Raw genomic sequence first — 25,875 nt, 5'->3', positions numbered from 1 at the left:
GAAGCTACAGGTTATACCACAGTTTTCAGCCACTCATCGAGCAGGCGGGCGGCCCGCTGCTGGCTGTGGCCCTCATCGGGCGTGCCCAGCGTGGCATTGTAATAGGCCGCCCGCTGGTACAGGTCGGCGGGTTTGTGCTGCTGGTAGCGGCGCAGCAGCGCTGCCAGTTCCGGCAGGGTGCGGGCCCGCTCTACAAGCCCCCGGGCCACGTAGCCGTAGTAGTCATCGGCCACGGCGTGCGTCCCGAAGCGGTAGTAGAGGCTTGCTACGTTCAGCAGGGTGGCTTCCAAGTGCGTGCTGGTATCGGCGGCAATCAGGGCATCGTGCTGCTGCAGAAACTCAAACACGTTTTGCTGGCGGGCATCCGAGGAAAGCAGTTGCGGGTGCTGTTGGCCCAGAAATTGGAAGTCGCGCGGGTCGCCAGGGTGGGGACGGAAGGTGAAGGTGAGGCCGGGAAATTCGCGCAGCAGGTACGCTACCGTTGCCGAAATGGCCTCCGTAGAATCCAGCGTGTTGCACGCAATTCCTACGCGCAGCACCTGCGGATTCTGGTTTTTTCGGGCCAGGAAGGCATCGGCTTTGGGCATGCCTACCAGCTCTATCCGGCCCTGCACCGGCCCGCACTGCCGGTATTTGTCCAGCGCGTCTTGGCCTTCCAGCAAACTTAGGTCGAAGCCCAGGGGCGGGAAGTTGGTGCTTACGCTGGCGTGCTGCACGTAGGCCGTGGGCACTCCCTCGGCGCGGCAGGCCAGCAGCAGCGCGCGGGCGTCGTCGTTGTGGTCGTTGGCAAAAATCACTGCTTTGGGCCGATAGTGCCGCAGTGCCCGCCGATACACCTCGTAGTAGCCAACGGCGTTGAAAATAAGGTCGAAAAACCGCCAGGCTTGTTGCCCCTCCGTACGCCACAGGCCCAGCAGCACCAGCGGAAACTGCCAGTAATACAGTAGCTTCCGCCGCAGCGACAACCGATTCACCACGGCGTTGTAGCGCCCGATCTGCTTGCTTTGCCCGGCCACCAGCACGGCGGCGGGCCGGGTTTCCCGCAAAAACTGCAGCGCCTCGTAGTTGTTCTGGCTCACCACGTACAGCCACACTGCGCCCTGCAGCTTTTCCGGATTGCGAATAGGCTGAAACACATTGCCCACCAGCCGCAGCCCCGCATAGCCCAGCACTTTCGCCACCCGCTTCAGCAGATTCGTTGGCGAAATGGAGTCCAGCATCCGGGCCGGCAATGCCGCAAACAACGGCGTAAAACGCAGCTGCAGCATGTCGCGCAGGCGGGCCGTGATGGTGGGCGGTACGGGAGAAACGGGCATAAGCGGGCCTACAGCGCGTCCCAGGTAAGCGGCGTGCCGGCCGCCAGGTTCTGCCGCGCCGGCTTGCCGAGGAGCTGGTCGTAGTAGCGGGGCGGCAGACCGTCGCCGGGGCGCACCACGCGCAGGTTTTCTTTGGTGAAAACTTCACCGGCCCGAATGTCCTGCGCTACATACAAGGAGCGTTTGTAGAGGCGGCTTTTCTCCTCGGCGCGCTGCACACCGTATTGCACCTGCCCTAGTGCCTGCCACGCCCGCTCGGTTTCGGTCACGAGCTGCGCCACTTCCTCAGGCTCCAGCGAAAACGCCGAATCCACCCCGCCGTCGGCGCGGCGCAGCGTCACATGCTTTTCTATGACGCAGGCGCCCAGCGCCACGGCCGCCACGGCCGCACCCACGCCGGCCGTATGGTCGGAGAGGCCCACCAGGGAGTCGGGGAAGAGCTGCTGGAAATGCGGGATGGTGCGCAGATTGGTATTCTGGGGCGTTGCGGGGTAGGTGCTGGTGCACTTCAGCAGTACCAGATCCTGGCAACCGGCTTCGCGCAACACCTGCACCGCCTCGGCTACTTCGGCCAGCGTGCTGGCGCCGGTGCTCATAATAACGGGCTTACCGGTCGCGGCCACGCGCCGCAGCAGGGGCCAGTCGGTATTTTCGAAGGAGGCAATCTTGTAGGCCGGCACGTCCAGGGTTTCCAGAAAATCCACGGCCGTTTCATCGAAAGGCGAGCTGAAGGCCAGCATACCGTGCTGGCGGGCGCGCTCGAATAGCGGCTGGTGCCACTCCCAGGGCGTATGAGCTTCCTGGTACAGCTCGTGCAGCTCACGCCCAAACCACAGCGAATTGGGGTCGTCGATGCGGTAGGCGCCGGGCAGCGTCATCGTATCGGCGGTGTAGGTCTGGAGCTTGATGGCGTGGGCGCCGGCTGCGGCCATGGCATCCACAATAGCGAGGCCCCGATTCAGGTCCTGGTTATGGTTGCCGCTGAGTTCAGCAATAATGAGCGGCGGCTGGTCGGGGCCAATGAGGCGGGAGCCAAGTTGCATAACAAAAGCGAAGGAGCGCGAAAAGAGGCCTAAAAGTACGGCTCTCCGGCCAAATCGGCAGCCAGATATTCTACGGCTTCTAGTGCCGGCTTGCTACGTGACTGCTGCCCACCGCTGAAGACAAGCCGGCCTCAACTACGTCAGGCCGCTTCCCAAACGAACGTAAGAGCATCCAGAGTAGCATCAGATTGTTGCGCTAGCTGGCGAAACCCGGCGCGCTGGAATGCCTTTACAGAGGCCAGATTATTAGGCTGCACAAGCCCCAGCACCTGCTGCACCGCCGAAAAGCGTTGCAGCGCCAGCCGCGTGCCGGCCAGCAGCAGCAGCGGCGCCAACCCCCGGCCTCGGTATGCGGCATCAAGCAGGTAGCTGAGCGTGGCTTGGTTGTCTTCAAGCTGAAAGCGGATCAAGCCTACCGGCCGGCCCGTGGGGGCATCTTCAGCCACCATGAGCAGGCTGTTCGGGTCGGTGAGGCGGGCGGCAAACCACTGCTCGTGCTCAGTTTGCGGCACCGGGTTGGGGTTGAAGGAGTGCTGCCGGACCGTGGGGTCGTTGGTCCAGGCCAGCAGCTGCGCCGAATCGGTGGGGCGGGCCGGGCGCAGATGAAACGGCGGAGCCGGGAGCTGCAGCGCCCGGAACTCCTGACGCAGCCGTACCGGTGCGAGGCCATCAAATACCTGCCGCTGCCGGTGCCGCAATTGCTCGGCCAGCTTGCCCGCCTCCGCCGAAGTAAGCACGTTCGGGGCACTAGGGTACGGCAGCGCCACGCCTGCTTCACGCAGATACTGATTGATATCGTGCTGATTATCGGCCACGGGTAACAGTAGCAGGATGCCGCCACCCGCCGCGCAATATTCGTAGCTGACGGTGCTGGGCGAGCACACAGCCGCCCCACACCGGCGCATCAGCTCCACCAGCTCCGCCGTCGACAGGTTACGGTGCAGGGTAAGGCGCGGCTGCTGCATGGCCCAGGCGTGCAGGTCGTCCCAGCCGGAATAGGCGCTGCCCAGCACGGCATGCACCTGCACTACGGTAGGCAGCGCCAGCAGCGCCGCGGCTACGTGTTGCGTCTGGTGCGTGGGGTCGGCCCCGCCGAGGCACACCAATACGGTGTCGGGAGCGGCGGTAGAAGCGGGCAGTGAAGAAGCCTGGCGGAAGGCCGCCCGGAGCGGTGCGTACGCAGGGCCAGCCAGCAGGCGTGCGCCCGGCTGGCGCATGTCGTAGTGACTGAGGCTAATGCCGCCGGCCGGATTCAGCACCATATCTGCCACTAGCGGAAAGCTGTGCAGATCATCCAGATACACAAGGCGGGCCACCGCGCCGCGCACCGTATGCTGGTAGCCGTAGGTGAAAGAGTAGCCATCGAGCACCAGAATATCGGTGGCGAGCAGGATGTGGCGTACCAGCCAGGCGGCTTCTTCGGCCAGCGGCTGTACGGGCACTTCCAGCACCGTGCAGCCCGCCTCCGTGAGTTGGGCTTGCAACTCCGGGCTGGGCTCACGCACCAGAAACATGCATTCGGCGGCTTCTTCGCGCAGAATTTCAGTTAGCGCCAGCAGCCGCATCACGTGGCCCAGCCCAATGCGGGAGTTGCCGTCGGCGCGCAGGAGCAGGCGGGGGAGTGGCATCAGAGTTTCTTTTGTTCGATGTGAGCGTTCAGCGCCGCCAGCTCGGGGTGCTGATCCAGCAACTCAATCAGGCCTTCGGCGGAAAGCGTGGCGGCTCCATACGTTTCAATCAGTTGCCGCACCAACTCGAAATCCTCGGCCGTATCCACGGTGAGGCGGTAGTGGCTGCGGTCGGTGGGGCGCGTGATATGCCGGAACCGGACGCGGCCGGAGCGGTTCTGGTGAATATAGGGCGTGACATGCTCCCGGTCGGAGGGCAGTGTGGCCTGCGTAAAAGCTTCCTCCAGCAGCTCCCGCGAAAACACCTCGAAATCAAAGCCGCGCGGAAACGTGCGGTCCAGCACATTGGACAGATACAGGCGAGAGTCGTTGGCTTGCAGATAGTCGCGCACGCCTTGGAACAGCACCTCACCGTCCAGCAGCGGGCAGTCTGATGTCACCCGCACAATTACGTCCAGCTCATGCTGAGCCGCACACTGCCGGTAGCGGCTCAGTACGTCGTGCTCGTCGCCACGGGTGCAGGGCAGGGCATAGGTTTCGGCAAAAGCCGCCAGCGGATCATCGGTAGCATTAGCCGTGGTAGCTATATACAGGGGCAGGCCGCTGGCTTGCAGCCGCGCTACGTGGTAGTGCAGCAAAGGCTGGCCCGCCACCGGCATCAGCACTTTGCCCGGCAGCCGGGTGCTAGTCATGCGAGCCTGCGAAATGATGCCAACTTTCTTCAAGAGGAGAGGAGTAAGGAAGTGATGCTGACAGCAGCGGACCGGTATTAGCCTACAAATTCCCGGACGCAGTCGATAACATACTGCTGCTCCTCATCCGAAAGACTGGGGAACAGCGGGATGCTTAAGCAATGTGCGTAGTACTGCTCCGCAAGTGGGAAGTCGCCGGCATGCCCGCCCAAACCCTGGTAGTAAGGCATGGTATGTACCGGAATGTAGTGCACCTGCGCGAAAATCTGCCGGGTACGCAGGAAATCATACAAGCCTTTGCGGTCCGGCACCTGAATCACATAGAGATGATAAGCGTGGCCCGGCGCACTAGCCAGCGGCTGCACGGCGGGCAGTTCAGCAAAAGCGGCATCGTAACGAGCGGCTAGCTGACGTCGGCGGGCTAGGCCGGCGTTGGCACGGGTAAGCTGGCTGATACCCAGCGCGCAGAGCATGTCGGGCATGCGGTAATTGTAGCCCAGCTCCTGCATTTCCATGTACCAGCCGCCGTCGTTGCGGCTCATCTGGCCTGGGTCTTTCGTGATGCCGTGGGTGCGCAGCTTCAGCAGCTCCTGGTACAGGTCGGCGCGGTTGGTCGTAATCATGCCTCCTTCACCGGTCGCAATATGTTTGACGGGGTGGAAACTGAAGATGGCTAGATCGGCAAACTGCCCGTTGCCGCAACGCTGCTCCTGCCCGGTCGAGTCCGTGAAAAAGCCGCCGGGTGCGTGGCAGGCATCTTCGATAATCCAGAGGCCAAACTCATCGGCCAGCTGCCGGGCTTGTTCCAGATTCACGGCTAGGCCGGCAAAATCCACCGGAATCAGGCCGTGGAAGTAGCCTTTCGGGTGACTTTCCAGCAGCCAGCGCACCGCCTGTAGGTCAATAAGAGCCGTAGCCGGGTCAATGTCCACGAAATGTACTTCACCGCCGCAGTAGCGCACGCAGTTGGCAGAGGCTGCGAAGGTGATGGACGTAGTGATGACGCGCTGGCCTGGCCGTACGCCCAGCGCCAGCGCACACAGGTGTAGTGCTGCTGTGCCGTTGCTCACAGCCACCGCATACTTTACCCCAATGTATTCCGCGAATTTCTCCTCAAACTCAGCCACCTTCGGGCCCTGCGTGAGGTAGTCGGAGTGCAGAGTTTCCACCACAGCCTGCACATCTTCATCGGTGATGTGCTGGCGGCCGTAGGCAATGGGACGGGAGGGCTGGAAGGTGTGCATAGGTTCGCAAAAGTACATAACCAGAGGCATTGCCTGCCGCCGCTACAGAAAGCATAAGTGAAACCAAGACGTAGGAGAACTAGACCATCAAAAAAAGAAGGCCGCTTCCGGAGAAACGGCCTTCTTTCTTGAAAATTCGGATGGGCTACACCGCAAACTCGGCGTCTACGTGCAGCCGGATTTCCTCCCGGATCTGCTCCGCATCAAGCCACTCGTCGTTGTTGGCCGAATCATAGTGGAAGCCTTCAGGTACGCGTTTGCCGTTGAAGTGGGCAATGAATTTCTCCACGTCCCACTGCGGTGTGAAAGGCAGAATCACGTAATATTTAGCCAGCTCTACTGTGCTTAGCGCATCGGTTTCGGTTATCATTTCCTCGTGCAGCTTCTCGCCGGGCCGGATACCCACGATTTCCTGTCGGCAGTCCGGTCCAATGGCTTTGGCTACCTCCGTAATGACGTAGCTCGGAATTTTCGGCACGAAGATTTCGCCACCCCAGCTGTGCTCTAGCGCATACAGTACCAAGTCTACGCCCTGTTCAAGGGAGATGTGGAAGCGTGTCATGCCAGGGTGCGTGATGGGCAGCACACCGGTTTCGCGGCGCTGCAGAAAAAATGGCACTACTGAGCCACGTGAGCCAATTACGTTGCCATAGCGCACCACCGAAAAACGCAGGTCGCGGGCACCTTTCATGTTGTTGGCCGCCACAAACAGCTTGTCGGAGCAGAGCTTGGTAGCGCCGTAGAGGTTGATGGGCGCCGCCGCTTTATCCGTGCTCAGGGCTACCACGTCTTTCACGCCGCAGTCGAGGGCAGCATTTATCACGTTTTCGGCCCCGAAAATGTTCGTCTTGATGCACTCCATCGGGTTGTACTCGGCGGCGGGCACCTGCTTAAGGGCGGCGGCATGCACAATGATGTCGATGCCTTCGCAGGCGCGCTTTAGCCGCTCGCCGTCACGCACGTCGCCGATGAAGTAGCGGATGGCCGGGTACTGGCTCTGCGGAAACGTCTGTGACATTTCGTACTGCTTCAGTTCGTCGCGCGAGTACACCACCAAGCGCTTCACCTGCGGAAATTTCTCGAACACGGTCTGCACGAACTGCTTACCGAACGAACCGGTGCCGCCGGTTACCAGAATAGATTTGTGATTGAGGTCGAGAGCCAAAAGAGAAGTGCCGTTGACGCCCGGCTGGCAAATTGGGAGGGCAAAAGTAATGATTACGCAGTTAGGGCCGGCGATATTCCTAACGCCCAACAACCTGATTTATGAACGGCCAATTGGCTACTTACTCCCGCGCACCAGCGCTACCAGCTGCTCCGTGAGGGCGCGGCGCGAGTAGCGGGCGTGGCCTAGCGTGGGCAAATCGAGGTTAGGATTGATGCGCCACTGCGCCACCAAGCCTTCCAGATGCTCGAGCATGGCCTCGTATGCGCCGTAAGAAAAGGCATGTCCAGCGCCACATTCGCGCAGCAATACGTCCGCATCGGAGCCGGCTGGGCCGATGCAGATAACAGGTTTGTTGGCCGCCAGATACTCAAACACCTTGCCTGGCAGGATGCCCAGGTTGTGCGGCACATCCGGAATAGCCATCAGCAGCACCGTGGCCCGCCGTAAATAGCCCACCGATTCGTCGTGCGGCACGAAAGCTACCAACTCGGTGCAGTCCAACAGGCCATTCGCCTCCACCTGCCGCCGCACTTCCTCGGATACCTTGCCCACGAAACGCAGCCGTAGCGGCACAGCGGGGTGGCGGCGGCGACACTCAGCCAGCGCGCTCAGCCACAGCTCAATATGATATGTTTCGGAGATGGTGCCGGTGTGCGTGATGAGTAGTGCATCGGTGGGTGGCACGGAAGGCGCCTGAAAGTCTGCTTCGTCGTAGCCGTTGGGCAGCACATGGAATTTGTCGGGCTGCAGCGCCTTTGACTTTTCCAGAAACAGGCGGCGCGTATCGGTGCTGGTAGTCAGGACGATATCGGCCTGCTCCAGCACTTGGCGTTCGTAGCGCGCATCGAGGCGGCGGGCCAGCGGGGTCTGGTTCAACTCGTGGTGGTAGTAGATGTCGGTCCAAGGGTCGCGCAGGTCAGCGAGCCAGCGCAGCCCATAGCGGCGCTTCATCTCCAGTCCGATGAGCTGGGTAGAGTGAGGAGGTGAGCTGGTGAGTACGGCATCAAACTGTTCGCCCTGCGCCAGCAGGTCGGCCACGGCCCGCAGCGCGTGGCGGTTCCAGCCGCGGCGGGCATCCGGGATAAACAGGTTGCCGCGCACAAACTTGAAAAACCGCTGTGTGAGGCTGGTTTTGTTTTCCCCCACAAAGCCGCCGTACGGAATCTGCTGGCGGCCCGTGAGCTTCTTATAGCTGCCGAACGGCTCCGAGGTATCGGTGCGGATAACCCGTACGCCGGCCGGCACCTCGGATGCGAGCGAGTGGTCCAGCACCGGATACGCGCCTTTTTCGGGGTCGACGGTGATGACCGTGGGCTCGACGCCCAGCGCCGGCAGGTGTTTCACAAACTTAAGGCTACGCTGCACGCCGGCCCCGCCCGAAGGCGGCCAGTAGTAGGTGATGACGAGCAAACGAAGCGGACGGGCAGCAGACACAGGCAGGCAGAATAGCGACAGAAGCGCGAAGGTACACAGGTGCGGCCTTTCGGGGTTTTCTGGTTACTTTTGGGAAGCCAATCAACGGTGGAATCTGCTTCTTGTGGCGGCCTCCGTTAAAAGTCAATTCATTTGCTGCGCCAGATTTCCGTTCCGGATACCCGGAAGCGCCAGCATAGTAGCCCGTTAATACTCAGCACATCACCAGATGTTCGATAACCTCAGTACCAAGCTCGACCGCGCCTTCAAAACCCTGAAAGGCCAGGGCAGCATCACCGAAATCAACGTAGCGGCCACCGTAAAGGAAATCCGCCGCGCCCTTGTCGATGCCGACGTAAACTACAAAGTAGCCAAAGAAGTCACCGACAAAATCAAGGAAGAGGCCATGGGCCGCGACGTGCTCATCAGCGTGTCGCCGGGCCAGCTGATGACCAAAATTGTGTATGACGAGTTGACCCAGCTCATGGGCGGCGAGAAGCAGGACATTGTCATTAAAGGCGAGCCGGCTGTGGTACTGCTGTCGGGCCTGCAGGGCTCGGGCAAAACCACGTTTGCCGGCAAGCTGGCTAGCCACATCAAAAAGCAGGGCCGCAACGTGCTGCTGGTGGCCTGCGACGTGTACCGTCCGGCCGCTATTGACCAGTTGAAAGTGCTGGGCGAGCAGATTGGCGTGGAGGTGTATTCGGAGCCGGAAAACAAGAATCCGGTGCTGATTTCGCAGAACGCCATCGAGTTTGCGCGCAAAAACAACAAGAAAGTCGTCATCATCGATACCGCCGGCCGCCTGGCCGTGGACGAGCAGATGATGAACGAAATTGAAGCGGTGAAACGGGCCATTAACCCGAGCGAAACGCTGTTCGTGGTGGATTCTATGACCGGCCAGGACGCCGTGAATACCGCCAAAACCTTCAACGACCGGTTGAATTTCGACGGCGTGGTGCTCACCAAGCTCGACGGTGACTCGCGCGGTGGTGCGGCCCTCTCGATTCGGGCGGTGGTAGAAAAGCCCATCAAGTTCATCTCGACGGGCGAGAAGATGGAGGCCCTCGACCTGTTCTACCCCGACCGGATGGCGCAGCGCATCCTGGGTATGGGCGACGTTATCAGCCTGGTAGAGCGCGCGCAGCAGCAGTTCGACGAGGAGGAGGCCAAGCGCATCAACCAGAAGATCCGCAAAAACCAGTTCAACTTCGACGACTTCCTCTCGCAGCTGGAGCAGATCAAGAAGATGGGCAACCTGAAGGACTTGGTAGGTATGATTCCGGGCATGAGCAAAGCCATCAAGGACGTAGACATCGACGATGACGCCTTCAAGCCGATTGAAGCCATTATCCAGAGCATGACGCCCGCTGAGCGTGCCCAGCCGGAGCTGCTGAACGGTAGCCGCCGCCGCCGCCTTGCCAAAGGTTCCGGCACCGACATTCAGCAGGTAAACAACCTGATGAAGCAGTTTGAGGACATGCGCAAAATGATGCGCACCATGAACAAAATGAGCCAGACCAAAGGCGGTATGCAGCAAATGGCCCGCATGATGGGCATGAAAGGTCCGCTGCGGTAAATCAATCTGACAAGTGCTAAAAGAAAGAGCCCTGAACGATATCGTTCAGGGCTCTTTCTTTTAATTAAGTTGGCTTATCGGCTCAAAACTAGTACTCGGTCTTGCCTTCTTTTTGCTCCCAGGCACGGAAACCGGCGCTGGCTTCGTCACGGAGCAGCTCGGTCATGGAGAGGCGGCGCTGGTCGAGAGGCTTCTCGATTTCGTCGTAGATGAACTGGTCGTCGAAGCCAATGGCGGCGGCATCGGCTTTGGTGTTGCCGTAGAATACGCGGCGCGGGCGGGCCCAGTAGATGGCGCCCAAGCACATGGGACATGGCTCGCAGGACGTGTATAGGTCGCAGTCGTCGAGCTGGAAGGTGCCTAGCACGGCGCAGGCCTTGCGGATGGCATCTACCTCGGCGTGGCAGGTAGGGTCGTTGGTGCTCGTAACCTGGTTGAAGCCGCGAGCAATGATGTTACCGTCGCGCACGATGACAGCACCGAATGGACCGCCATGGCCGGCCTGCATTTTTTCAACGGAAAGGCGAATGGCTTCGCGCATGAAATCGGGGTTGGGAGCTTCCATAGGAATGGGGGAAGAAAGGCAATGAAACACCCATATAGATGGGCTAAAAACGAAATGGGCTGCGAAGGACGCAATTTTATACATAACTCTAAAGCAGCGAATCGGTAGTTATCAACGAGTAGCCAATGTAGCCGTTGGCTTTTGTCCATCATTTATCACTTACATCCATGAAACAACTTCTTACTCGCTTGCTGCTGCTATGCACTTCGCTAAGCAGTAGCACCGTCTTCGCTGACCATCAGCGCCCGCACCTGCTGCTGGGTGCCTCCCTGAGCGGGAGCCAGGAAGTGCCGGCTGTGGCCACTGCAGCTCGCGGGGCCGTCAGCTTCACGCTGAATAATACGCGCGACACATTGTTTATTTCAGGGGCTTTCAGTGGGCTAAGCGGACCTGTGACGATGGCGCATACGCACCTTGGCTTTCGGGGCGTGGCAGGGCCAGTTGTAACGGACCTGTTTCGCTTTATCCGGGGCAACCGGATTCAGGGTTACCTGACCGGGGCAGATATTGACCGCACCAAGCTGGACCGGTACCTGCGCGGCGGCTACTACATCAATATTCATACGGCAGCCAATCCTGGTGGCGAAATTCGGGGCCAGATCGAAATAGAGAAGGATGAGGAGTTTGTGGCGTCGCTGTCGGGGGCGCAGGAAGTGCCACCCGTCACGACGACAGCTGTGGGCATCGGCACCTTCAATCTCGCCCAGAACCAGGACAAGTTGAAGTTCCGGGTGGTGGTAGCGGGGCTGAGCGGCCCAATTACGATGGCGCATTTTCATCAGGGCGCTACGGGCGTGGCTGGTCCGGTGGTACTGGATCTGATGCCGTTCGTGTCGGGCAATGTGATTGAGGGCGAAGTAACGCCTACGCCGGCTATTGTAACGGCAATGCTGGCTGGTCAGATTTACATTAATGTGCACACCGCTGCCAACCCTGGCGGCGAAATCCGGGGGCAATTGATTCGGGATGCCCGTTACCTGAGCCACGACGCCCGCTTCGATGGCGCCCAGATGGTGCCGGCCGTAACATCAACGGCCAAGGCAGTTTCCTTCCTGCGGCTTAATTCTACGTTCGATACACTTCGGATTTTTGTGGCGCATACTGGCCTGAGCAGCGCCCCAACGAGCTTGGCGCTGTTCCAGGCCGATGCCGGGCAGGCAAATCCGGCTACGCCACTCACTAACGTTACCATTCCGGCCGGCACGGCCAACGCCTTTTCCGTCAGCCTGACGGGCCTCAATGCCGCCGCCGTGAACTTGTTTTTGCAGGGTGGAGTGAATATGGTGTTCAATACGGCGGCCAACCCTAATGGTGAAATCCGGGGGCAGGTATACCGTCTGGCGCGTGAAGGCTACGTGTTTTCGCTCAATGGTGCGCAGGAGCGGCCTACGCCGGTTACCAGCCCTGGCTATGGCTCCGGTTTCGTGAGCATGGATCGGGACCAGAGCAATGTGCACTTCAGCATGGCCTGGGGCGGCCTGAGTGGCCCCGCTACCATGGGGCACTTCCATACCGGGTTGCGCACGCAGGCCGGGCCGGTAGTCTTCGACCTGATGCCGTTCTTTGATTCGGCTACGCTGCCCAGCGCCGCCGAAGGCTTCTGGCTACCTACCAATCCGGCCCCCAATGCCGCCCGGCCCTTTACCGCCCGGCGGGCCCTACAGTTCCGCCGCGACAGTGTGTATGTGAACCTGCACACGGCGGCCAATCCGAGTGGTGAAATCCGGGGGCAGGTGTTCCGCGGGGCCCGGGACCTGAGTGTGGTACTCTCGACGCAGCCAGCGGCGCTGGTAGCGGAAAGCTTCGCCACATTCCCCAACCCAGTACAGGAATCGGCCACAATTACATTTGAAGCCCGTAGTGCTGGTAGTGGCACGCTGGTAGTAGCCGACCTGCTTGGCCGCACAGTAGCTACCCAGGCACTGGCAGTGCGCACTGGCGCCAACCGCCAGACGATAAGCCTGCCGGGCGTAGCGCCTGGAGTCTACTTGCTCACAGTAGAAGTAGCCGGCAGCAAGCTGGTGAGCAGAATTGTGAAGCAGTAGAGGAATAGCTAACAAAAAAGCCTGCCGGAACATCCGGCAGGCTTTTTTGATTTTCGTGGGACCCTATTACTGTTTGTGTACCAGCGGTAGCATCAGGTTTTGGCCCTGGCCGCGTAGGCTGAGCAGGTAGGTGCCGGCCGGCAGGTTGGTGAGCTGCAGCTGCTGAGTGGTAGCGCCCTGCAAAGGCATGGCAAGTATGCTACGGCCTGTCAGGTCCAGAATTTCACCCTGATAAACACCAGTTGGTAAGCCAGTCAGATCCAAGGTTGCCTGAGCTGGAGCCGGGTTAGGGTAGAGGCTTACGACACCTTTTCCAACTTTGAACGATGCCACCCGCACCGGGCTCAGCGACGAACCTTCGTCGTTGTCTACTTGCCGGAGGCGGTAATACACTACTTGCAAGCCGAGCTTGCCCACACCTCCATCGGTGTAGCGGTAGCTAGTGCGGCGAGAAGTAGTGCCCTGGCCCTGCACACTGCCAATTCGCTCGAAGGCCGTGCCGTTGAGGGAGCGTTCCACTTCGAAACGGGCATTATTTTTTTCGGATGCTGTTACCCAGGTTAGCAGGGCGTCGGTGCCGGAGGCTTTGGCTTCAAAAATGGCTAGCTCTACAGGCAGCGGACGGGCAATGCGCACATCCTCGGTGGTATTGCTGGCGCTGGCGTAGTTGGAGCCTTCCACCGGGCCGCCACTCGTGTAGGTTGCGCCGGGGCTCACGAGGTCAGTCGTTTGGTCGCGGGTAGGGTCGGCGTAGGTGACGGCGGCACTGGCTTGGTAAAATACCTCATCCAACGCACTGGCCGCTACCGTGGCCCGGAAAGAAATCAGGAGGGTAGCGTCACTGGGCAGGAAAATATTGCCGAAAGCGGGCGTGTTGGTACCGCCAGCCGGTGTGGTGTAGCCGGTAGGCGTGAACGTGCTGCCATCGGCCCGCCAAATGGTCACGCTCGTGGGGCCGGAAGCATCGTAGCCAAACAGCCCGGCTGGTAATGTCACGCGTGCAGCCACGCCCGTAGCCGAGCCGCCCCCCGTGTTGGATACAGTCAGGGAGTAGGTGGCAGGAGCTACACTGCTGCCCGCGCCGCCGCTACGAGTCAGGGTAGGAGTGCTGGTCGCCAGAGTCGTGTTGAGTTCAGGCAGACAGCCGCCGGCACCCGCAATGGTATAAGGTATGCCTCGCCCGGCGGTGGTAAATGAAGTTCCGGCATTGCCACTGGTAGCCCCAAAAACAACATTGCCGTTGGAAGTACGCCCGGCCGCTCCGCCTGCCACCGAGGTGGTAGCAGCACCATTCGTATATACAAAACCGCCGCCGCCGCCGCCGCCTGGGCCGTAGTTGCCGGCCGCTGCCGTGTTGGCGCTGCCGCCAGTTCCGCCGTTGGCTTGCAGCGTCAGGTTGCTCAGGCCAGAAGTCAGGTTGGCCAGCACCACAATGCTACCACCCGCCCCAGCGCCCCCAGCCCCTTCTGCATCGGCTGCGGTGCCGGGTGCGTTGCCGCCGTTGGCGCGCAGAGTGCCTGTGCCGCTTACTGTGCCGGTTCGGAGAAGTAGAATACCGCCGCCCAGGCCGCCGCTGGCTGCCGTAAAGTTGCTGTTGCCGGAGCCAGTGCCATTAGCCGAGCCGGCCCCACCACCACCACCCATTGTAATGCGAGTAGTGCTGGCCAGCGCAACTGCCGCACCGCCCAGTGCCTGTGCACCAGTATTGCTCGAGCCAAAGCCGTAGCCACCCAAACCGCCTGTACCGGCGTTGCCGCCACCGGCTCCACCGGCATTGCCGGAGTTAGAAGCAGGAGTAAAATCCACGGCACCGCCACCGGCATTGCCTGGCGCACCCCGGCCCGTAAAGCCATTTCGATACCCCGCAAGGCCGCCATTCACGATGCCTGTGCCGTTGTATACAAACTGCGGTGTGCCGGCCGTGCCTTCTCCTTTGGCACCATGCGCCCCTGAGTTGCCTCGCCGGTAGTCTGAGCCCATTGCAGTAGTGCTGCCATTAGTGGCGCGTCCGCCGCCGCCCCGGAATCCTTTGGCCGTTAGGTCAACTACTGAGCCGCTGGCAAACGAAGTAAGGCCCGCCACGTCCAGGGCCAGTACGCCGCCGGTGCTGCCGTTCCAAGCGGGTGTGCCCGAAGCAGTGCCGCTTACATCCAGGTCAGAGAATTGCGGCACCCGAATCACCTGGAAGCGGCGCTGCCCGGTAGGGTTGCTTGCGTCGTCATAGTCGAGGTTTTGGTAGCTGCGCGTAAGGCCACCGACCAGTTGGAGTGTGCCCCCGGCGAGGGGCAGGTCGGCGGCGGCAATACCATACTCATATTGTCCAGCCGTGAAGTCGGTGGTTGAGTTACCAGTGCCAGTCGCATTGTTAGCTCCATAGGAGGCATCATTGGCCGTCGTGATAGTGGCTCCCTGCATCTGCATCAGCAATACCAGGTCACCCGCCGAAATGGGAGTAGTGCCGGCGGCAGCAGTTCCTACGGTTACAGTGCTGCTACCAGCAGCTACGCTGGCCGTGCCAGGAAAGTAGGTGTTCAGAATCGAGCTGGCAGTCAGCGTGCCCGGGCCGTCCTTGCCTGGCGTGGCGCAGGTAGTAGCCACCCGCACAGTGAGGTTGGCTAGGTTGGAGGTCGAATTCAGAATGGAGTTGACGCGGTACGGAATCCGGACAACACCAGCAAATGTTGGGGTTGGGTCGAAGGTGACAACACCAACCGCGTTGACACTAAAGGTGCCCTCTCCAGCCACAGTATAGGTATTCTGAATGCCCGATTGACTGGGGTTCAGATCAACGGAAGCGGCATCGATGCTGCTGCCTGGTGCCTGGTCGTTGCCTACTACATCAAACGAAACGTTGGTATCAAGCAGCGTAACGGCTTGGTCGTTGGCGGCCACGGGTGGCAGCACAATCTGCAGATTGCGGATTTCATGGATGTTGGTACTGCCACCGGTAGCGCCGCTAAAGCCAACGCGCAACGTGCTGGGCGGCGCCGATACCACGTAGTTGCTGATGGTAGTCGTTACGTCGGTGCCATGCTGAATCCGGATGGTGATGCGGTAGGTACCACCGGAAGCAATGACATCAATAAAGGCGCGTCGGTAGTCGGAGGAGCCGTTTTGCGCCCGGGGTGTTGCCACGTCGAGGCTGAACGGCAACGACTGGGTGCCGGTTAGGTAGGGGTACTGGTCGGTACCCGCGCCGTTGCCCGCACCCCGGATAGCCACTGCGTCGGGCGTCAAGCTACCGGAGTTGATACCGCCATTGCGGCCTTCCGTCGGATTCGAGTAGTTGCCCCACTCATCAATTCCGATGCCGATGTAGCCGTTGCTGACACCCGGAATGTCTGTTTTCTGTGCGTAGCCAAGTGAGCCGCCGGAAGCTCCAATGGTAAAGTTCTGCGTGCTGCCATCAATCAGGAACACGCTGAAACCGTCTGCGCCGGGCGTGGTACCACCGTAGGCGAAGTATTCGAAGGAAATACTGAAGCCCTGCGTCGCCGGAAAGGAGCTGTTGTCGATGGCATAGCCGGCCTGATAGGTAGTGGCCTGGGTCAGACGTAGATACCCTTCGCCAGCTGCGTCGCCTCCGGTACTGCCGTTGTCAGTGAGGTAGGCGCTACCACCAATGGTCCAGCCGGTTGCTGTGGAGTTGCGGAAGGTTTCGAGCCGTGGAAACTGGGCATGCGCTTGGCCACTTATGCCTAAGAGGCCACCTAATAGAACAGCAAAGGGAAAATACCACTTCAGGAAATGCCCGGATTGCCAAAAGGTAAAAAGTGCTTTCATACAGAAGAAATGGAAATTGAAAAGTTGATTTATGGTTATTCTTATTTGTTAGATGTCAGAGTGATATGGATTTATTTATAAAGTGCAATATTATGTATAGTATATGGGCAATTATAGCGTATAATTATTATTAAGTACACGAATGATGTGTTATTATTTTATGGACTTATCAGATGTATATACACCGTACTGAGTAAGCGTAAGCGGGCCACGAAGGTGGCAAGCTGAACTAGAATGTACTTTGGCTCAATAGTTGATACAGAGGTGGAAGAAAGAATAGTTTTTTAGGTGTTTTGGTTGTGGAATTGAGGCGGGCCGTTGGTTCGCCTTAATTTTTTTGTAGTCATTAAGGTCTGCGCAACGGCTCCGACAGGAGGCACAGCGCTGTGGATGCAGGGGCCGGACGTCAAAAGGCCCGATTCGCCAGCAATTATGAGCTGGCGAATCGGGCCTGTGTTGCCTGATAGGGGTATTCACTTATTGATGCTGCCGGCTCATAAGCGCCTAGAGCAGCGCAAGTGCACTCTGAGAAGTCCACTTGCTGATGTTGCGTGAAAGTCGGCTTTACTGAATCACACGCAACTCATAGTCTCCGGCAGAACCGGCCACCTGAAACGCGCCGACGCGGCTGGGGCCGTAGCCCAGATTGACTTTGACCCATTCGTCGCGCACGGGTAACAGCTGAATGATTTCCTGACGCAGCCGGGTTATATCTTCGTGCAGATTCTGAAGCTTTTGCTGCACTTCCTCCGCGTGCTGAGGGAAGCTGCCGGTAGCGGAACGCTGCTCGAACTGCTGCGCGGCCGCCGCTTCCTGGATCTGTTCAGAAGATAGGTTTACTGCTTCCACCTGAGCTCTTTGCAGATCTTTTTCTGCTGCCAGATAGGCATTGACTTTATCTTCGAGTGGTAGAAGGTTCGGGTTGAGGTAGTCGAGGTTGGTAGACATGAGAGTAGCGTCAGGTTCTGCTTGGATACTAGCCAAACGCAACCCAGTGCCAGAAGGATACGCCGGCCCTGTTCTGCCTCAGTCCGTGTTCAGGTGGGTAGCAGGCGGCGAGTGACTACCGGCAATGCCGTAACTTGCGGCGCCGGCGTACCGCTGGCTCACCCGCATTTTTATCGTATGCCAGCCAGCAATTTTTCTTCAGCAGACCCACTTGGCCACGCCCTGCTCGATTATCAGCGGGGGCAACTGGACGCCTCCCTTACAGTACATAGCAATGTAGCCGAAGAAGAGCCCCTGCCAGCGGCCTACTTTTTCCGCAGCTTATGGGAAATGCCTGAGCTGGAGCGGCAAGCGTTGGACGAGTGCCGCGGCCGCGTGCTGGACTTAGGAGCTGGGGCCGGCTGTCATGCGCTGGAACTGCAGAGCCGCGACTTTGAGGTAAAAGCCGTTGATATTTCGGCTGGAGCGGTGCAGGTGATGCAGGAGCGGGGGGTACGGGAAGTAGCCTGCCACGACATTTTTGCCGCGCCACTGGCACATGAGAAATACGATACGCTGCTCATGCTGATGAATGGTGTGGGGCTGGTGGGCACCCTGGAGGGACTGGAGAAGTTCCTGCGCCACGCCCGTACCATGCTGGCGCCCGGCGGCCAGATTCTGGCTACCTCTTCCGATATCAGCTACCTCTACGAGGACGAAGAGGGTGCCTTGGTCTTCGACCTGAATGGGCCTTACTACGGCGAGGTGACCTACGTGATGCAGTACGGCGAACAGCAAGGCGCCGAATTTCCCTGGCTTTTCGCTGATGCCAGCATCGTGCAGGATTACGCTGAGGATGCCGGCTACGAAGTAGAGTTTCTGGGCGAAGACGAGCAGCAGCAATACCTGGTGCGCCTCACTATGCGCATGGAGCGCGACGCCTAAGCGGTTCGCTCATATCCGGCTTTTTCCTTATTTATTCCGCAAGCATGACCTATATCAAGAGTTTCACGGTGCGCTGGGCCGACATGGACCCGAACGTACACATGCGCCATTCTGCCTACACCGACTATGCTGCTCAGGTGCGGCTAGACTTCCTGGCTGACCAAGGTTTCTCCATGCATCGGTTTGCCGAGTTAGGCATTGGCCCCATTCTGTTCCGCGAAGACACCCGCTTTTTGAAGGAAATTCACTTGAGCGAAATCATCCGCGTCTCGGCAGAGCTGGGTGGGCTAAATGCCGATGGCTCCCGCTGGCGCATTGTCCATACTCTTTACAAAGCCGATGGCCGCGAGGCTGCCGTGGTAGCCGTTGATGGGGCTTGGCTGGATCTGAAGCTACGCAAACTCACGGTGCCACCACCAGAGCTGACTGCCACTTTCACCGAAATGACGCGGCATTCCAGCTACGCTGATATCGTTCGGGAGAAGAAGTAGGCTTCACTTCCGCCCTGCTCAACCTGTAACTGATGCTAGTGTAGACCGGCTAATAGCTACTGGAGGGCTTTGCCAATCCGTTCGAGCTGACGCTGGTGGTGCAGCACATGGTCGAGCATGAAATCCAGGGTTTGGTAAATGGTGAGCATGCCGGAACGTGGGTGCTTGAAAATGGCCCGGTCCAGGAGCTTGCCCGGATATTCGTTTAGCGTCTGCTCCAAACGGCGGCGCACCGACTGCCATTCCTCGCGCAATTGCGGCAACGATTCCACCTGGTCTGGCGTCAGCTCGGCTAGCCGGGATGGCGCCTTGAAGCGGGTGAAAGGCAGGCGCAGCAACACGCGTAGCAGCACCGACTTGAGTGTGTGACCCAGCCCGGCCTTTTCCAATTCCTCAGAGTGCTGCAGCTTCTTGTCGAGATACTGAGATATGCCGGTTTCCGAAACCACCAGATGCTGCACTACCTGCGCCGCCGACCATTGGCCTAGCCCCGGTGACTGGTGTGACTTGCTGCCCAGCGCCTCGGCCGATTTCAGCAGGCGGTCAGTAGCTTGTTCAAGCTGCTCGAATCGAAGATGCAGGCGGTGATTCATGTGGGAAGGCGAGGGTAGGGGAAATGCGGCGTAGCTTTAGGCAAAAGGTACGTAAAATCCCTCCTGCCGGCCCATTTGCTTATCTAGTCTGCCTGCTAAATGCCCGAGTTGAACCCGCTACCCTCTATTTCCGCAGCCGTGAGCAGGCCCGCAGATACTGCAGCTAGCCTCTGGCGACATGACTGGCCGCTCTGGGTGCGCGTATTGGTGGTCGTGGGACTCTATGGCACCTATTTCCTGTTGGGCGGCGGGCTCACGGGGGAGCGGATGCCCTACGATGCCGGCCACTACTGGGAGCTGGCTGTATCCTTTCAGCGGCAGCACCAAGCCTTTTCACTGCTGTATTTCGATACACCCACGCGCGGCTACTTGGCGGCGCTGCTGCACTTTCCGGCTCTTATCATCCGGTTTTTTACTTCCTGCACCATGCCGCAGGCCGCCAAAGCTATGGGGGTAGTGTGGGCTGCGGCGCTCTACGCCTGGCTGATTCCGGCGATGTGGCAGCAGTTAGTGCCCGGCCGCGTGGCTGGAATACGCTGGCTGGCGCTGGTGCTGCTGTCCTTTGTGTTCTGGCGCGACCATTTCAGCTTCACCATGATTGATATGCCGGCTCTGACGCTGCTGTTGCTGGCCTTATGGGCATGTGGTCGGCGGGGGCTGGGCTGGTGGCTGCTAGCAGGACTCAGCCTCGCCGCTGCTTTCAACAGCCGCCCGATGTATCTGGCCGCCGTGCCTCCGGCGCTGGCCCTGGCAGCCTGGTGGAACTGGCAACACGACCGGCACAGCCTAGCTAAGAGGTTATTCCGTTGGGCGTTGCTACTACTAGGCATGGCGCTGGCGCTGGCTCCGCAACTGGCCATTAACCGGCTCCATTTTCAGCAGAATACGCCCTTGGTGCTGGCCCGCGTTTCTGATACGGAGCAGGCGCCACTATATCTTAAGCAGCTAACCTGGGGTACCCGTTTGCTCCGCTACGATGCCGACCTGAGCAAGCGCCTGTTTTTCGTGGACCCGACCGGGCTGCGGGTGCTGCAAGAAGCCGGAATAAGCCAATACTCGTCGTACGGCCAGTTTCTGGACATTGCGCTACGCAACCCCCTCGACTACGGCTGGCGCTACGTGCGGCACTTGTTCAACGGGCTTGACGTGCAGCAACCGGCCCCGTACCTACTGCACGACTACGGCCCGGAACGCCACTTACTGCAACTGCTGAATTACACGGTTCTGGGGCTGGCGCTGAGCGTAGTCGTAGGGACCAAGCCAGTGCGTTGGCTGAATTGGCCGCGTGCCTTGCTGCTGCTGGCGCTGCTGCTGCCCTGCGCGGTGGCCGTGCCTACTGCTATTGAGTCGAGGTTTGTGCTGCCGCTGCATTTGCTGCTGCTTTCGGTGGCCGCGTTCCGGTTTTCACTTCGGCCCTATCAGGCCTGGTGGCGGGGCCGGCCGCTACGGTTGGTAGCGGGGTTGCTGGTAATCGGCCTGTGGCTGGGCAGCTGCTTCTGGCTTTCCGCAGCCACTTTCCGCAACTTGCAGCCCGACCCTGGCAAAGGCAAGTCCTTGGTGGACGACTAAACGGGCTTCGCTAAACCTCAAATTCTCTTGCTGACACGAATACTATCGGCTTGGCCTGACCGTCCGCGGCTCCCGTATTGGCGCCTGACGCTGCTGTTGTTGCTGGCGTACTTGCTGTACCTGCCTTTCTCTGGCTACACACGCTTATACCATGACTCGCTGAATTATTGGTTCATTTCCATCTATTACCACAAGCAGGGTAGCTTCTCGCTCCTCAACTTTCACGATAGTTTCCGTGGGTACCTGCTGCCGCTGTTGCTGCTGCCGCTGCGAATCGTGCAGTTCTACACCAATCTGCCGCCCATTTTCTTTGCCCGGGTGTTCGGAGCGGTATCGGCGGCCGTAGGGTTTGGGCTGATTGGGCCACGGCTGTGGCAGGCCGTCAGGGGGCAGCAGGAGCCTCTGGCCTGGGTGCGGCGGCTGGCCTTTGCGGCGCTGGGCTTTGCCCTGTGGCGCGACTATTTCAACTTCACACTCACCGATTTTCCGGCTCTGTGGGCGCTGGGACTAGGTGTATTGCTGCTGTATAATACCGGCCTGTGGGGAGCAGTGGGAGCCGGAATGTGTGTGGCAGCGGCCTGCAACATGCGCCCTACCTATCTGATTTCTGTTCCTTTTTTCATGGCGCTTCTGGCTGTGTTGCCGCCCCACATCAATGGTAGTCGGCGGATGGCTCGTACGCTGGCGCTGCTGGCCGGCCTGGCGCTAGTGTGGTTGCCGCAGCTGCTGATCAACCACTACCAGTTCCAGCAAAACTCGCCGTTGGTACTGGCCCAGCACGAGAACCTCGAAACAAACAACCTCTACCGCGAAAAGCTGAAGTGGGGACTGTTGCACCAGAAGTACGAAACCAATATCCGAACCGACTACTACGAGCCCGTTATGATTTTCCGGGACGTAGCCGGCGAGCAACTGGTGAAGGCCGAGCGTATCGGCTGGTTCGATTCATACGGCAGTTATCTGCAACTGGTGCTGCGTCATCCGCTCACATTCACGAAAATGTATGCCTGGCGGCTGTTCAATGGACTTGATGTGCAATATCCGACGCCGTATATCAAGCGGGTGTACGTGCCTACCTGGGGTTTGGCGTGGCTGAACTATACGGTATGGTTCGGGGCGCTGCTCGTGTTGCTGCGTACCCGTTTCCGCAAGCTACCCTGGCACCAGTGGCTGGTGCTGGCGGTGTTGCTGGTGCCCTGCCTGCCTATGTTGCCCATGAGCATGGAATGCCGCTTCCTGCTCCCGCTGCATCTGCTCCTCTATGCGGTGCTGTGCTTCGGCTGGCCCACGGCGTGGCGCCCGGGCCAGTTGCTGCGCTGGCAGCTAGCGGCTGTGAGCGTGGCGTACATCGGTTTTGTGGCGGTCTGCTTCTGGGCATCGGCAACGGCACAGGCTACGCTGGAGTTGGGGCCACGGATATTGTGGTAATAGCAGAACCATTTGGAATCCAGTCTTGAATTTGGATATAGATGAGTGAACTGGCTTCCCGTTCCGTAATAAAAAAGCCCCGCAACCAGAACGGCTGCGGGGCTTTTTGCGAAAAGCAGAGCTTCTTTATTTCTTCACGTACATCACCTCACGCACGGCATTCACGGTGCGACCTACGTTTGGCAGCGAGGCTTCGATGAGGGTAGGAGCGTAGGGCAACGGCACGTCCATGCACGTTACGCGTACTACGGGCGCATCGAGGTAGTCGAAGGCGCGGCGCTGCACGGTGTAGGCCAGCTCAGAGCTGATGCTGGCCAGCGGCCAGGCTTCTTCCACCACCACCATGCGGTTGGTTTTCTTCACCGAAGTCACCAGCGTATCGTAGTCAATCGGGCGCACGGAGCGCAGGTCGATAACCTCGGCTTCGATGCCTTCCTTAGCCAGCTCGTCGGCGGCGGCAATAGCAATTTTCATCATCTTGCCGAAACTCACCAGCGTAACTGATTTGCCTTCGCGCACGATGTTGGCTTTGCCGATTTCCAGCACGTACTCTTCCTCAGGCACCTCGCCTTTGTCGCCGTACATCTGCTCCGACTCCATGAAGATGACCGGATCTGCGTCGCGGATGGCGGCTTTCAACAGGCCTTTGGCGTCGTAGGGGTTCGATGGAACCACTACTTTCAGGCCGGGCGTGTTAGCGTACCAGTTCTCGAAGTTCTGCGAGTGCTGGCTCGAAAGCATGCCCGCGCTGCCGGTAGGCCCACGGAACACGATGGGGCAGGAGTACTGCCCACCCGACATCGAGTAGATTTTGGCGGCTGAGTTAATCACTTGGTCGATAGCAACCAGCGAGAAGTTGAAGGTCATGAACTCGATGACCGGAATCAAGCCGTTGATGGCCGCGCCCACACCGATACCGGCAAAACCCAGCTCAGCAATAGGCGTGTCAATTACACGTTCCGGCCCAAACTCGTCCAGCATGCCCTGGCTTACTTTGTAGGCGCCGTTGTACTCGGCTACTTCTTCGCCCATCAGGAACACGCGCGGGTCGCGGCGCATTTCTTCGGACAGGGCTTCACGCAGGGCTTCCCGGAATTGGATGGTCCGCATAGTCTGTTGCAGTTCGAAAGTCAGAATGAAAAAGCCGGGCCAGCCGGCGCGTAAAGCTACAACGGCTAGCCGGGACGGGCAAATAAAGGCGGCTTCACAATGGAAAAGGCAAGTTACAACGGCTCAAGCCGCAAGCCGTCAGCCGCCGCTACTACTCTATATACCTGATTTGCGCACCTGACATACCGGATGTTTTCAGCCACGGCAACCGTATTTGAAGGATTGCGAAGAAAAGCACCTTTTGTATACGTCAGGACCAGCGTATCGCCTTTTTGCTCCTGTCGGGTAATGTTGGTCTGGATAGCAGAACTCAATGAAGTCACAGTAAGCTGCCGATTATTCAACTGCAGCAGTAGCGCACTGTCGGGCTCGGTAGGAGGTACTTTAGTAGAAAGGCAACCAGTAAACAGTGCTGCCGATGCCAGAAGGGAATAGGCTCTTGTTTTCATAGCACTTCAAATAAGTAACGCTCTTTTGCACCGGTAAGAGCTGTCTACCGCAACACCTCCAGAAATACCTTCCCTTTAGCGTATTCGGCAAACTCTAGGTCCTCGACGGCGCGGCTGGCGAACTTCCGGTCGAGCTGCACGGCGCGGCGCAGGTTTTGGCCCATTTGGGTTTCGTCCTGCTGGCGTGCGGCCACTACGGCCAGGCAGTAGTAGGCCAGCGGGTCGTTGGGCTTCAGGATAAGGGCTTCCTGGTAGATGCTGGTGGCGCCTTCGTAGTTGCCTTTGAGCAGGTAGATAAGCGCCCGGTTCATGGTGTTCTGGTAGCTTTTGGAGCTATAGCTGAGGCTACCCAGCGCATCATCCAACTGCCCGACTTCGATTTCCAGCGCTGCCTTATCAGCAAATACCTTGTCCAATACGGGCCGCGGGCCGCCCAGCTTGATGGCGTAGTCGTAGTTCTGCAGGGCTTCCAGCTTATCGCCGGCGCGGTGGTAGGCCGTGGCTACGCGGTAGAACATGTTAGCCGTGGGGTTGCGGTGCGCGGCTAGCGTAAAATTCACGGCCGAGCGGCGCAGATAGGCCCGGCGCACTTTGTCGCTCACCTCTTTTTCGGAACGCAGCAGCAGCACTACGGCCAAATTGTGGTAGGCTTCCCAGCGGCCGGTGGTAGCGGCCGAGGTTTCGTAGATGCGTTGCTTTTCGGCCAGCAGCGGCGTGAGCGTGGCCGAGTAGCGCAGCTCCTCCGGCGTCAGGGCATCGGCCTCCAGCTGCTTCTCTACTATCTTTTTCGAGAGCAGATAGATTTCCGAATCGTAGCGCTTGGGCGCCGAATACTGCACGGCCACCGTTCCGAAGCGCATCACCGGGTAGATGTACTGCTCCAGATAGTCGAAGTAGGAGAGCTTGTGCAGGCTCTTTTCCTTCTGAGCATAGGTGCCGGGCGTATCGTTGATGAGCAGCAGCACCGAATCGACCTGCGCGGGCTTCAGCGCCGATTGTTGCACCTTGTTGAGAAACAGGTCCCAGCGCCGGTGATAAGCTTCTGTTTCGAAGTCGATGTCGCGCACCCGGTTCAGGTAGGAATCCGTATCGACGCGGTTTTTATAATACTTCTGTAGCGCCAGCACCCGCTTGTCGGCCAGGCGCCGGTCGTGGGCATCCAGCGAGTCGGGCGAGTGCCCGGCCACTATCATCACCTTTTCGGTGCGCTGGTTGGCCTCAATGAAGTCTTCTAGCGCTGCTACATTGGTGCCCAGGTAATTACGAATTTCGGCCTTGCCTGCATCGAAGAAAAACGGCAGCACGCGGGTGCCGCTCATGTTATTGTCTACGTTATCAACCAGTAGCGTAATGGCCGTATCCTGACGCACTACCAGCTGGCCCGTGCTTACGATGCCCCGCGCCACCCGAAACTCCTTGCCTTTCACCCGCTTGCCTTTTGCCTTCAACTCGCGGGCTTCGGGGAGGGCCAGTAGTTCGCCGGGGCTTTTGGCCGGAGTGTAGGGGAAAGAGAGCTGCTTTTTGAGGACCAACTGGTCCTTTTTTTCCTCATCGTACACATACTCGCCTGATACGAAGGAAAGGCGACCCAGCGTGTCTTCGCGCAGGCCATTATCATAGACGTAGCGCAGATTGAGGCCGTAGGCCGCGCCTTTTTTCAGGTGCTTAGCCGGCACGCGGGCCGTTACCTCAAACAGCACATTTTCGCCGTTGCTTTCCAGCACCGAAGGCTGCACGCTCACTTGCTGACCGCTTTGCGCAACCTTCAACATCTTAGGTAGCGTACAACCGGGCAGCGTACCGGCTACAACCAGAAGCAAGGTGGGCGAAATCAGGTGCGAAAGGCTTCTCATAAGCAGAGTATCGGGGCGGAATTTCAGACAACAA

General features: G+C 59.3%; 20 protein-coding genes. 6 read left to right on the top strand and 14 right to left on the bottom strand.

The window, feature by feature from the left end; all coding sequences use genetic code 11:
- Positions 1 to 11: 11 nt before the first annotated feature.
- The 7 genes from H4317_RS11545 to H4317_RS11515 all read right to left on the bottom strand — a co-directional run bounded on the left by H4317_RS11545 (position 12) and on the right by H4317_RS11515 (position 8,525).
- Complete coding sequence (locus tag H4317_RS11545; RefSeq protein ID WP_260625639.1) at positions 12 to 1,316, bottom strand: glycosyltransferase family protein; 1,305 nt, start codon at positions 1,314 to 1,316, stop codon at positions 12 to 14.
- Positions 1,317 to 1,324: 8 nt separating this feature from the next.
- Positions 1,325 to 2,359: a pseudaminic acid synthase gene (pseI, locus tag H4317_RS11540; protein ID WP_185886752.1), complete on the bottom strand. Its 1,035-nt coding sequence runs from the start codon at positions 2,357 to 2,359 to the stop codon at positions 1,325 to 1,327.
- A gap of 140 nt (positions 2,360 to 2,499) precedes the next feature.
- Positions 2,500 to 3,987, bottom strand: a complete 1,488-nt coding sequence (gene pseG, locus H4317_RS11535) for a UDP-2,4-diacetamido-2,4,6-trideoxy-beta-L-altropyranose hydrolase (protein WP_185886751.1) — start codon at positions 3,985 to 3,987, stop codon at positions 2,500 to 2,502.
- Positions 3,987 to 4,712 carry a cytidylyltransferase domain-containing protein gene (locus H4317_RS11530; protein WP_221899154.1) on the bottom strand — a complete coding sequence of 242 codons (726 nt, stop codon included), beginning with the start codon at positions 4,710 to 4,712 and terminating at the stop codon, positions 3,987 to 3,989. Before H4317_RS11530 ends, pseG begins: the two co-directional genes overlap by 1 nt.
- Before the next feature lie 44 nt (positions 4,713 to 4,756).
- Positions 4,757 to 5,923, bottom strand: coding sequence for a UDP-4-amino-4,6-dideoxy-N-acetyl-beta-L-altrosamine transaminase (gene pseC / locus H4317_RS11525; protein ID WP_185886750.1), 1,167 nt, complete (start codon positions 5,921 to 5,923; stop codon positions 4,757 to 4,759).
- A 145-nt stretch (positions 5,924 to 6,068) separates the two neighbouring features.
- Entirely contained in the window at positions 6,069 to 7,088 is a 1,020-nt protein-coding gene (pseB, locus tag H4317_RS11520) for a UDP-N-acetylglucosamine 4,6-dehydratase (inverting) (protein WP_185886749.1), read from the bottom strand.
- 117 nt (positions 7,089 to 7,205) lie between these two features.
- On the bottom strand, positions 7,206 to 8,525 hold the full coding sequence (locus tag H4317_RS11515; protein WP_260625638.1) for a glycosyltransferase family 4 protein: 1,320 nt from the start codon (positions 8,523 to 8,525) through the stop codon (positions 7,206 to 7,208).
- A 208-nt stretch (positions 8,526 to 8,733) separates the two neighbouring features.
- On the opposite strand from H4317_RS11515, the gene ffh reads away from it, so the two are divergent.
- Entirely contained in the window at positions 8,734 to 10,083 is a 1,350-nt protein-coding gene (gene ffh, locus H4317_RS11510; protein WP_185886748.1) for a signal recognition particle protein, read from the top strand.
- An 88-nt stretch (positions 10,084 to 10,171) separates the two neighbouring features.
- Here ffh and H4317_RS11505 read toward each other — a convergent pair whose 3' ends face one another.
- Positions 10,172 to 10,648, bottom strand: coding sequence for a nucleoside deaminase (locus H4317_RS11505; protein ID WP_185886747.1), 477 nt, complete (start codon positions 10,646 to 10,648; stop codon positions 10,172 to 10,174).
- 167 nt (positions 10,649 to 10,815) lie between these two features.
- Here H4317_RS11505 and H4317_RS11500 point away from each other — a divergent pair, with 167 nt between their 5' ends.
- Complete coding sequence (locus tag H4317_RS11500) at positions 10,816 to 12,693, top strand: CHRD domain-containing protein (protein ID WP_185886746.1); 1,878 nt, start codon at positions 10,816 to 10,818, stop codon at positions 12,691 to 12,693.
- A 66-nt stretch (positions 12,694 to 12,759) separates the two neighbouring features.
- Here H4317_RS11500 and H4317_RS11495 read toward each other — a convergent pair whose 3' ends face one another.
- Both H4317_RS11495 and H4317_RS11490 read right to left on the bottom strand, forming a co-directional pair.
- Positions 12,760 to 16,476 carry a T9SS type A sorting domain-containing protein gene (locus H4317_RS11495; protein WP_185886745.1) on the bottom strand — a complete coding sequence of 1,239 codons (3,717 nt, stop codon included), beginning with the start codon at positions 16,474 to 16,476 and terminating at the stop codon, positions 12,760 to 12,762.
- Positions 16,477 to 17,040: 564 nt separating this feature from the next.
- Entirely contained in the window at positions 17,041 to 17,424 is a 384-nt protein-coding gene (locus H4317_RS11490) for a hypothetical protein (RefSeq protein WP_185886744.1), read from the bottom strand.
- Positions 17,425 to 17,601: 177 nt separating this feature from the next.
- Here H4317_RS11490 and H4317_RS11485 point away from each other — a divergent pair, with 177 nt between their 5' ends.
- Together H4317_RS11485 and H4317_RS11480 are read left to right on the top strand one after the other, a co-directional pair.
- Positions 17,602 to 18,348, top strand: coding sequence for a class I SAM-dependent methyltransferase (locus H4317_RS11485; RefSeq protein WP_185886743.1), 747 nt, complete (start codon positions 17,602 to 17,604; stop codon positions 18,346 to 18,348).
- A 44-nt stretch (positions 18,349 to 18,392) separates the two neighbouring features.
- Positions 18,393 to 18,839, top strand: coding sequence for an acyl-CoA thioesterase (locus H4317_RS11480; RefSeq protein ID WP_185886742.1), 447 nt, complete (start codon positions 18,393 to 18,395; stop codon positions 18,837 to 18,839).
- 56 nt (positions 18,840 to 18,895) lie between these two features.
- On the opposite strand, the gene H4317_RS11475 is transcribed toward H4317_RS11480, so the two are convergent.
- A complete protein-coding gene (locus H4317_RS11475) occupies positions 18,896 to 19,432 on the bottom strand; it encodes a DinB family protein (protein ID WP_185886741.1) in 537 nt (178 codons plus the stop codon).
- A gap of 138 nt (positions 19,433 to 19,570) precedes the next feature.
- Here H4317_RS11475 and H4317_RS11470 point away from each other — a divergent pair, with 138 nt between their 5' ends.
- A complete protein-coding gene (locus H4317_RS11470) occupies positions 19,571 to 21,001 on the top strand; it encodes a hypothetical protein (RefSeq protein ID WP_185886740.1) in 1,431 nt (476 codons plus the stop codon).
- Positions 21,002 to 21,028: 27 nt separating this feature from the next.
- Positions 21,029 to 22,429 carry a hypothetical protein gene (locus tag H4317_RS11465; protein ID WP_185886739.1) on the top strand — a complete coding sequence of 467 codons (1,401 nt, stop codon included), beginning with the start codon at positions 21,029 to 21,031 and terminating at the stop codon, positions 22,427 to 22,429.
- A gap of 126 nt (positions 22,430 to 22,555) precedes the next feature.
- On the opposite strand, the gene H4317_RS11460 is transcribed toward H4317_RS11465, so the two are convergent.
- The 3 genes from H4317_RS11460 to H4317_RS11450 all read right to left on the bottom strand — a co-directional run bounded on the left by H4317_RS11460 (position 22,556) and on the right by H4317_RS11450 (position 25,841).
- Complete coding sequence (locus H4317_RS11460; RefSeq protein ID WP_185886738.1) at positions 22,556 to 23,539, bottom strand: pyruvate dehydrogenase complex E1 component subunit beta; 984 nt, start codon at positions 23,537 to 23,539, stop codon at positions 22,556 to 22,558.
- Between the two features lie 113 nt (positions 23,540 to 23,652).
- On the bottom strand, positions 23,653 to 23,988 hold the full coding sequence (locus tag H4317_RS11455; protein ID WP_185886737.1) for a hypothetical protein: 336 nt from the start codon (positions 23,986 to 23,988) through the stop codon (positions 23,653 to 23,655).
- Positions 23,989 to 24,032: 44 nt separating this feature from the next.
- Entirely contained in the window at positions 24,033 to 25,841 is a 1,809-nt protein-coding gene (locus H4317_RS11450; RefSeq protein ID WP_185886736.1) for a tetratricopeptide repeat protein, read from the bottom strand.
- Between the last annotated feature and the right edge of the window lie 34 nt (positions 25,842 to 25,875).

It is taken from the genome of Hymenobacter sediminicola (assembly GCF_014250515.1).
GTDB classification, from domain to species: domain Bacteria; phylum Bacteroidota; class Bacteroidia; order Cytophagales; family Hymenobacteraceae; genus Hymenobacter; species Hymenobacter sediminicola.
Note: the sequence above shows the minus strand (reverse complement) of the source record. Positions and strands in the feature narration are given on the sequence as shown.

Coding starts and splice junctions, on each gene's coding strand:
- H4317_RS11490 (WP_185886744.1), bottom strand. CDS start 17,424: ATGTCTACCAACCTCGACTACCTCAACCCGAACCTTCTACCACTCGAA.
- H4317_RS11450 (WP_185886736.1), bottom strand. CDS start 25,841: ATGAGAAGCCTTTCGCACCTGATTTCGCCCACCTTGCTTCTGGTTGTA.
- H4317_RS11545 (WP_260625639.1), bottom strand. CDS start 1,316: ATGCCCGTTTCTCCCGTACCGCCCACCATCACGGCCCGCCTGCGCGAC.
- H4317_RS11475 (WP_185886741.1), bottom strand. CDS start 19,432: ATGAATCACCGCCTGCATCTTCGATTCGAGCAGCTTGAACAAGCTACT.
- H4317_RS11500 (WP_185886746.1), top strand. CDS start 10,816: ATGAAACAACTTCTTACTCGCTTGCTGCTGCTATGCACTTCGCTAAGC.
- pseI (WP_185886752.1), bottom strand. CDS start 2,359: ATGCAACTTGGCTCCCGCCTCATTGGCCCCGACCAGCCGCCGCTCATT.
- H4317_RS11485 (WP_185886743.1), top strand. CDS start 17,602: ATGCCAGCCAGCAATTTTTCTTCAGCAGACCCACTTGGCCACGCCCTG.
- pseG (WP_185886751.1), bottom strand. CDS start 3,987: ATGCCACTCCCCCGCCTGCTCCTGCGCGCCGACGGCAACTCCCGCATT.
- H4317_RS11505 (WP_185886747.1), bottom strand. CDS start 10,648: ATGGAAGCTCCCAACCCCGATTTCATGCGCGAAGCCATTCGCCTTTCC.
- H4317_RS11455 (WP_185886737.1), bottom strand. CDS start 23,988: ATGAAAACAAGAGCCTATTCCCTTCTGGCATCGGCAGCACTGTTTACT.
- H4317_RS11480 (WP_185886742.1), top strand. CDS start 18,393: ATGACCTATATCAAGAGTTTCACGGTGCGCTGGGCCGACATGGACCCG.
- pseC (WP_185886750.1), bottom strand. CDS start 5,923: ATGCACACCTTCCAGCCCTCCCGTCCCATTGCCTACGGCCGCCAGCAC.
- H4317_RS11495 (WP_185886745.1), bottom strand. CDS start 16,476: ATGAAAGCACTTTTTACCTTTTGGCAATCCGGGCATTTCCTGAAGTGG.
- H4317_RS11460 (WP_185886738.1), bottom strand. CDS start 23,539: ATGCGGACCATCCAATTCCGGGAAGCCCTGCGTGAAGCCCTGTCCGAA.
- ffh (WP_185886748.1), top strand. CDS start 8,734: ATGTTCGATAACCTCAGTACCAAGCTCGACCGCGCCTTCAAAACCCTG.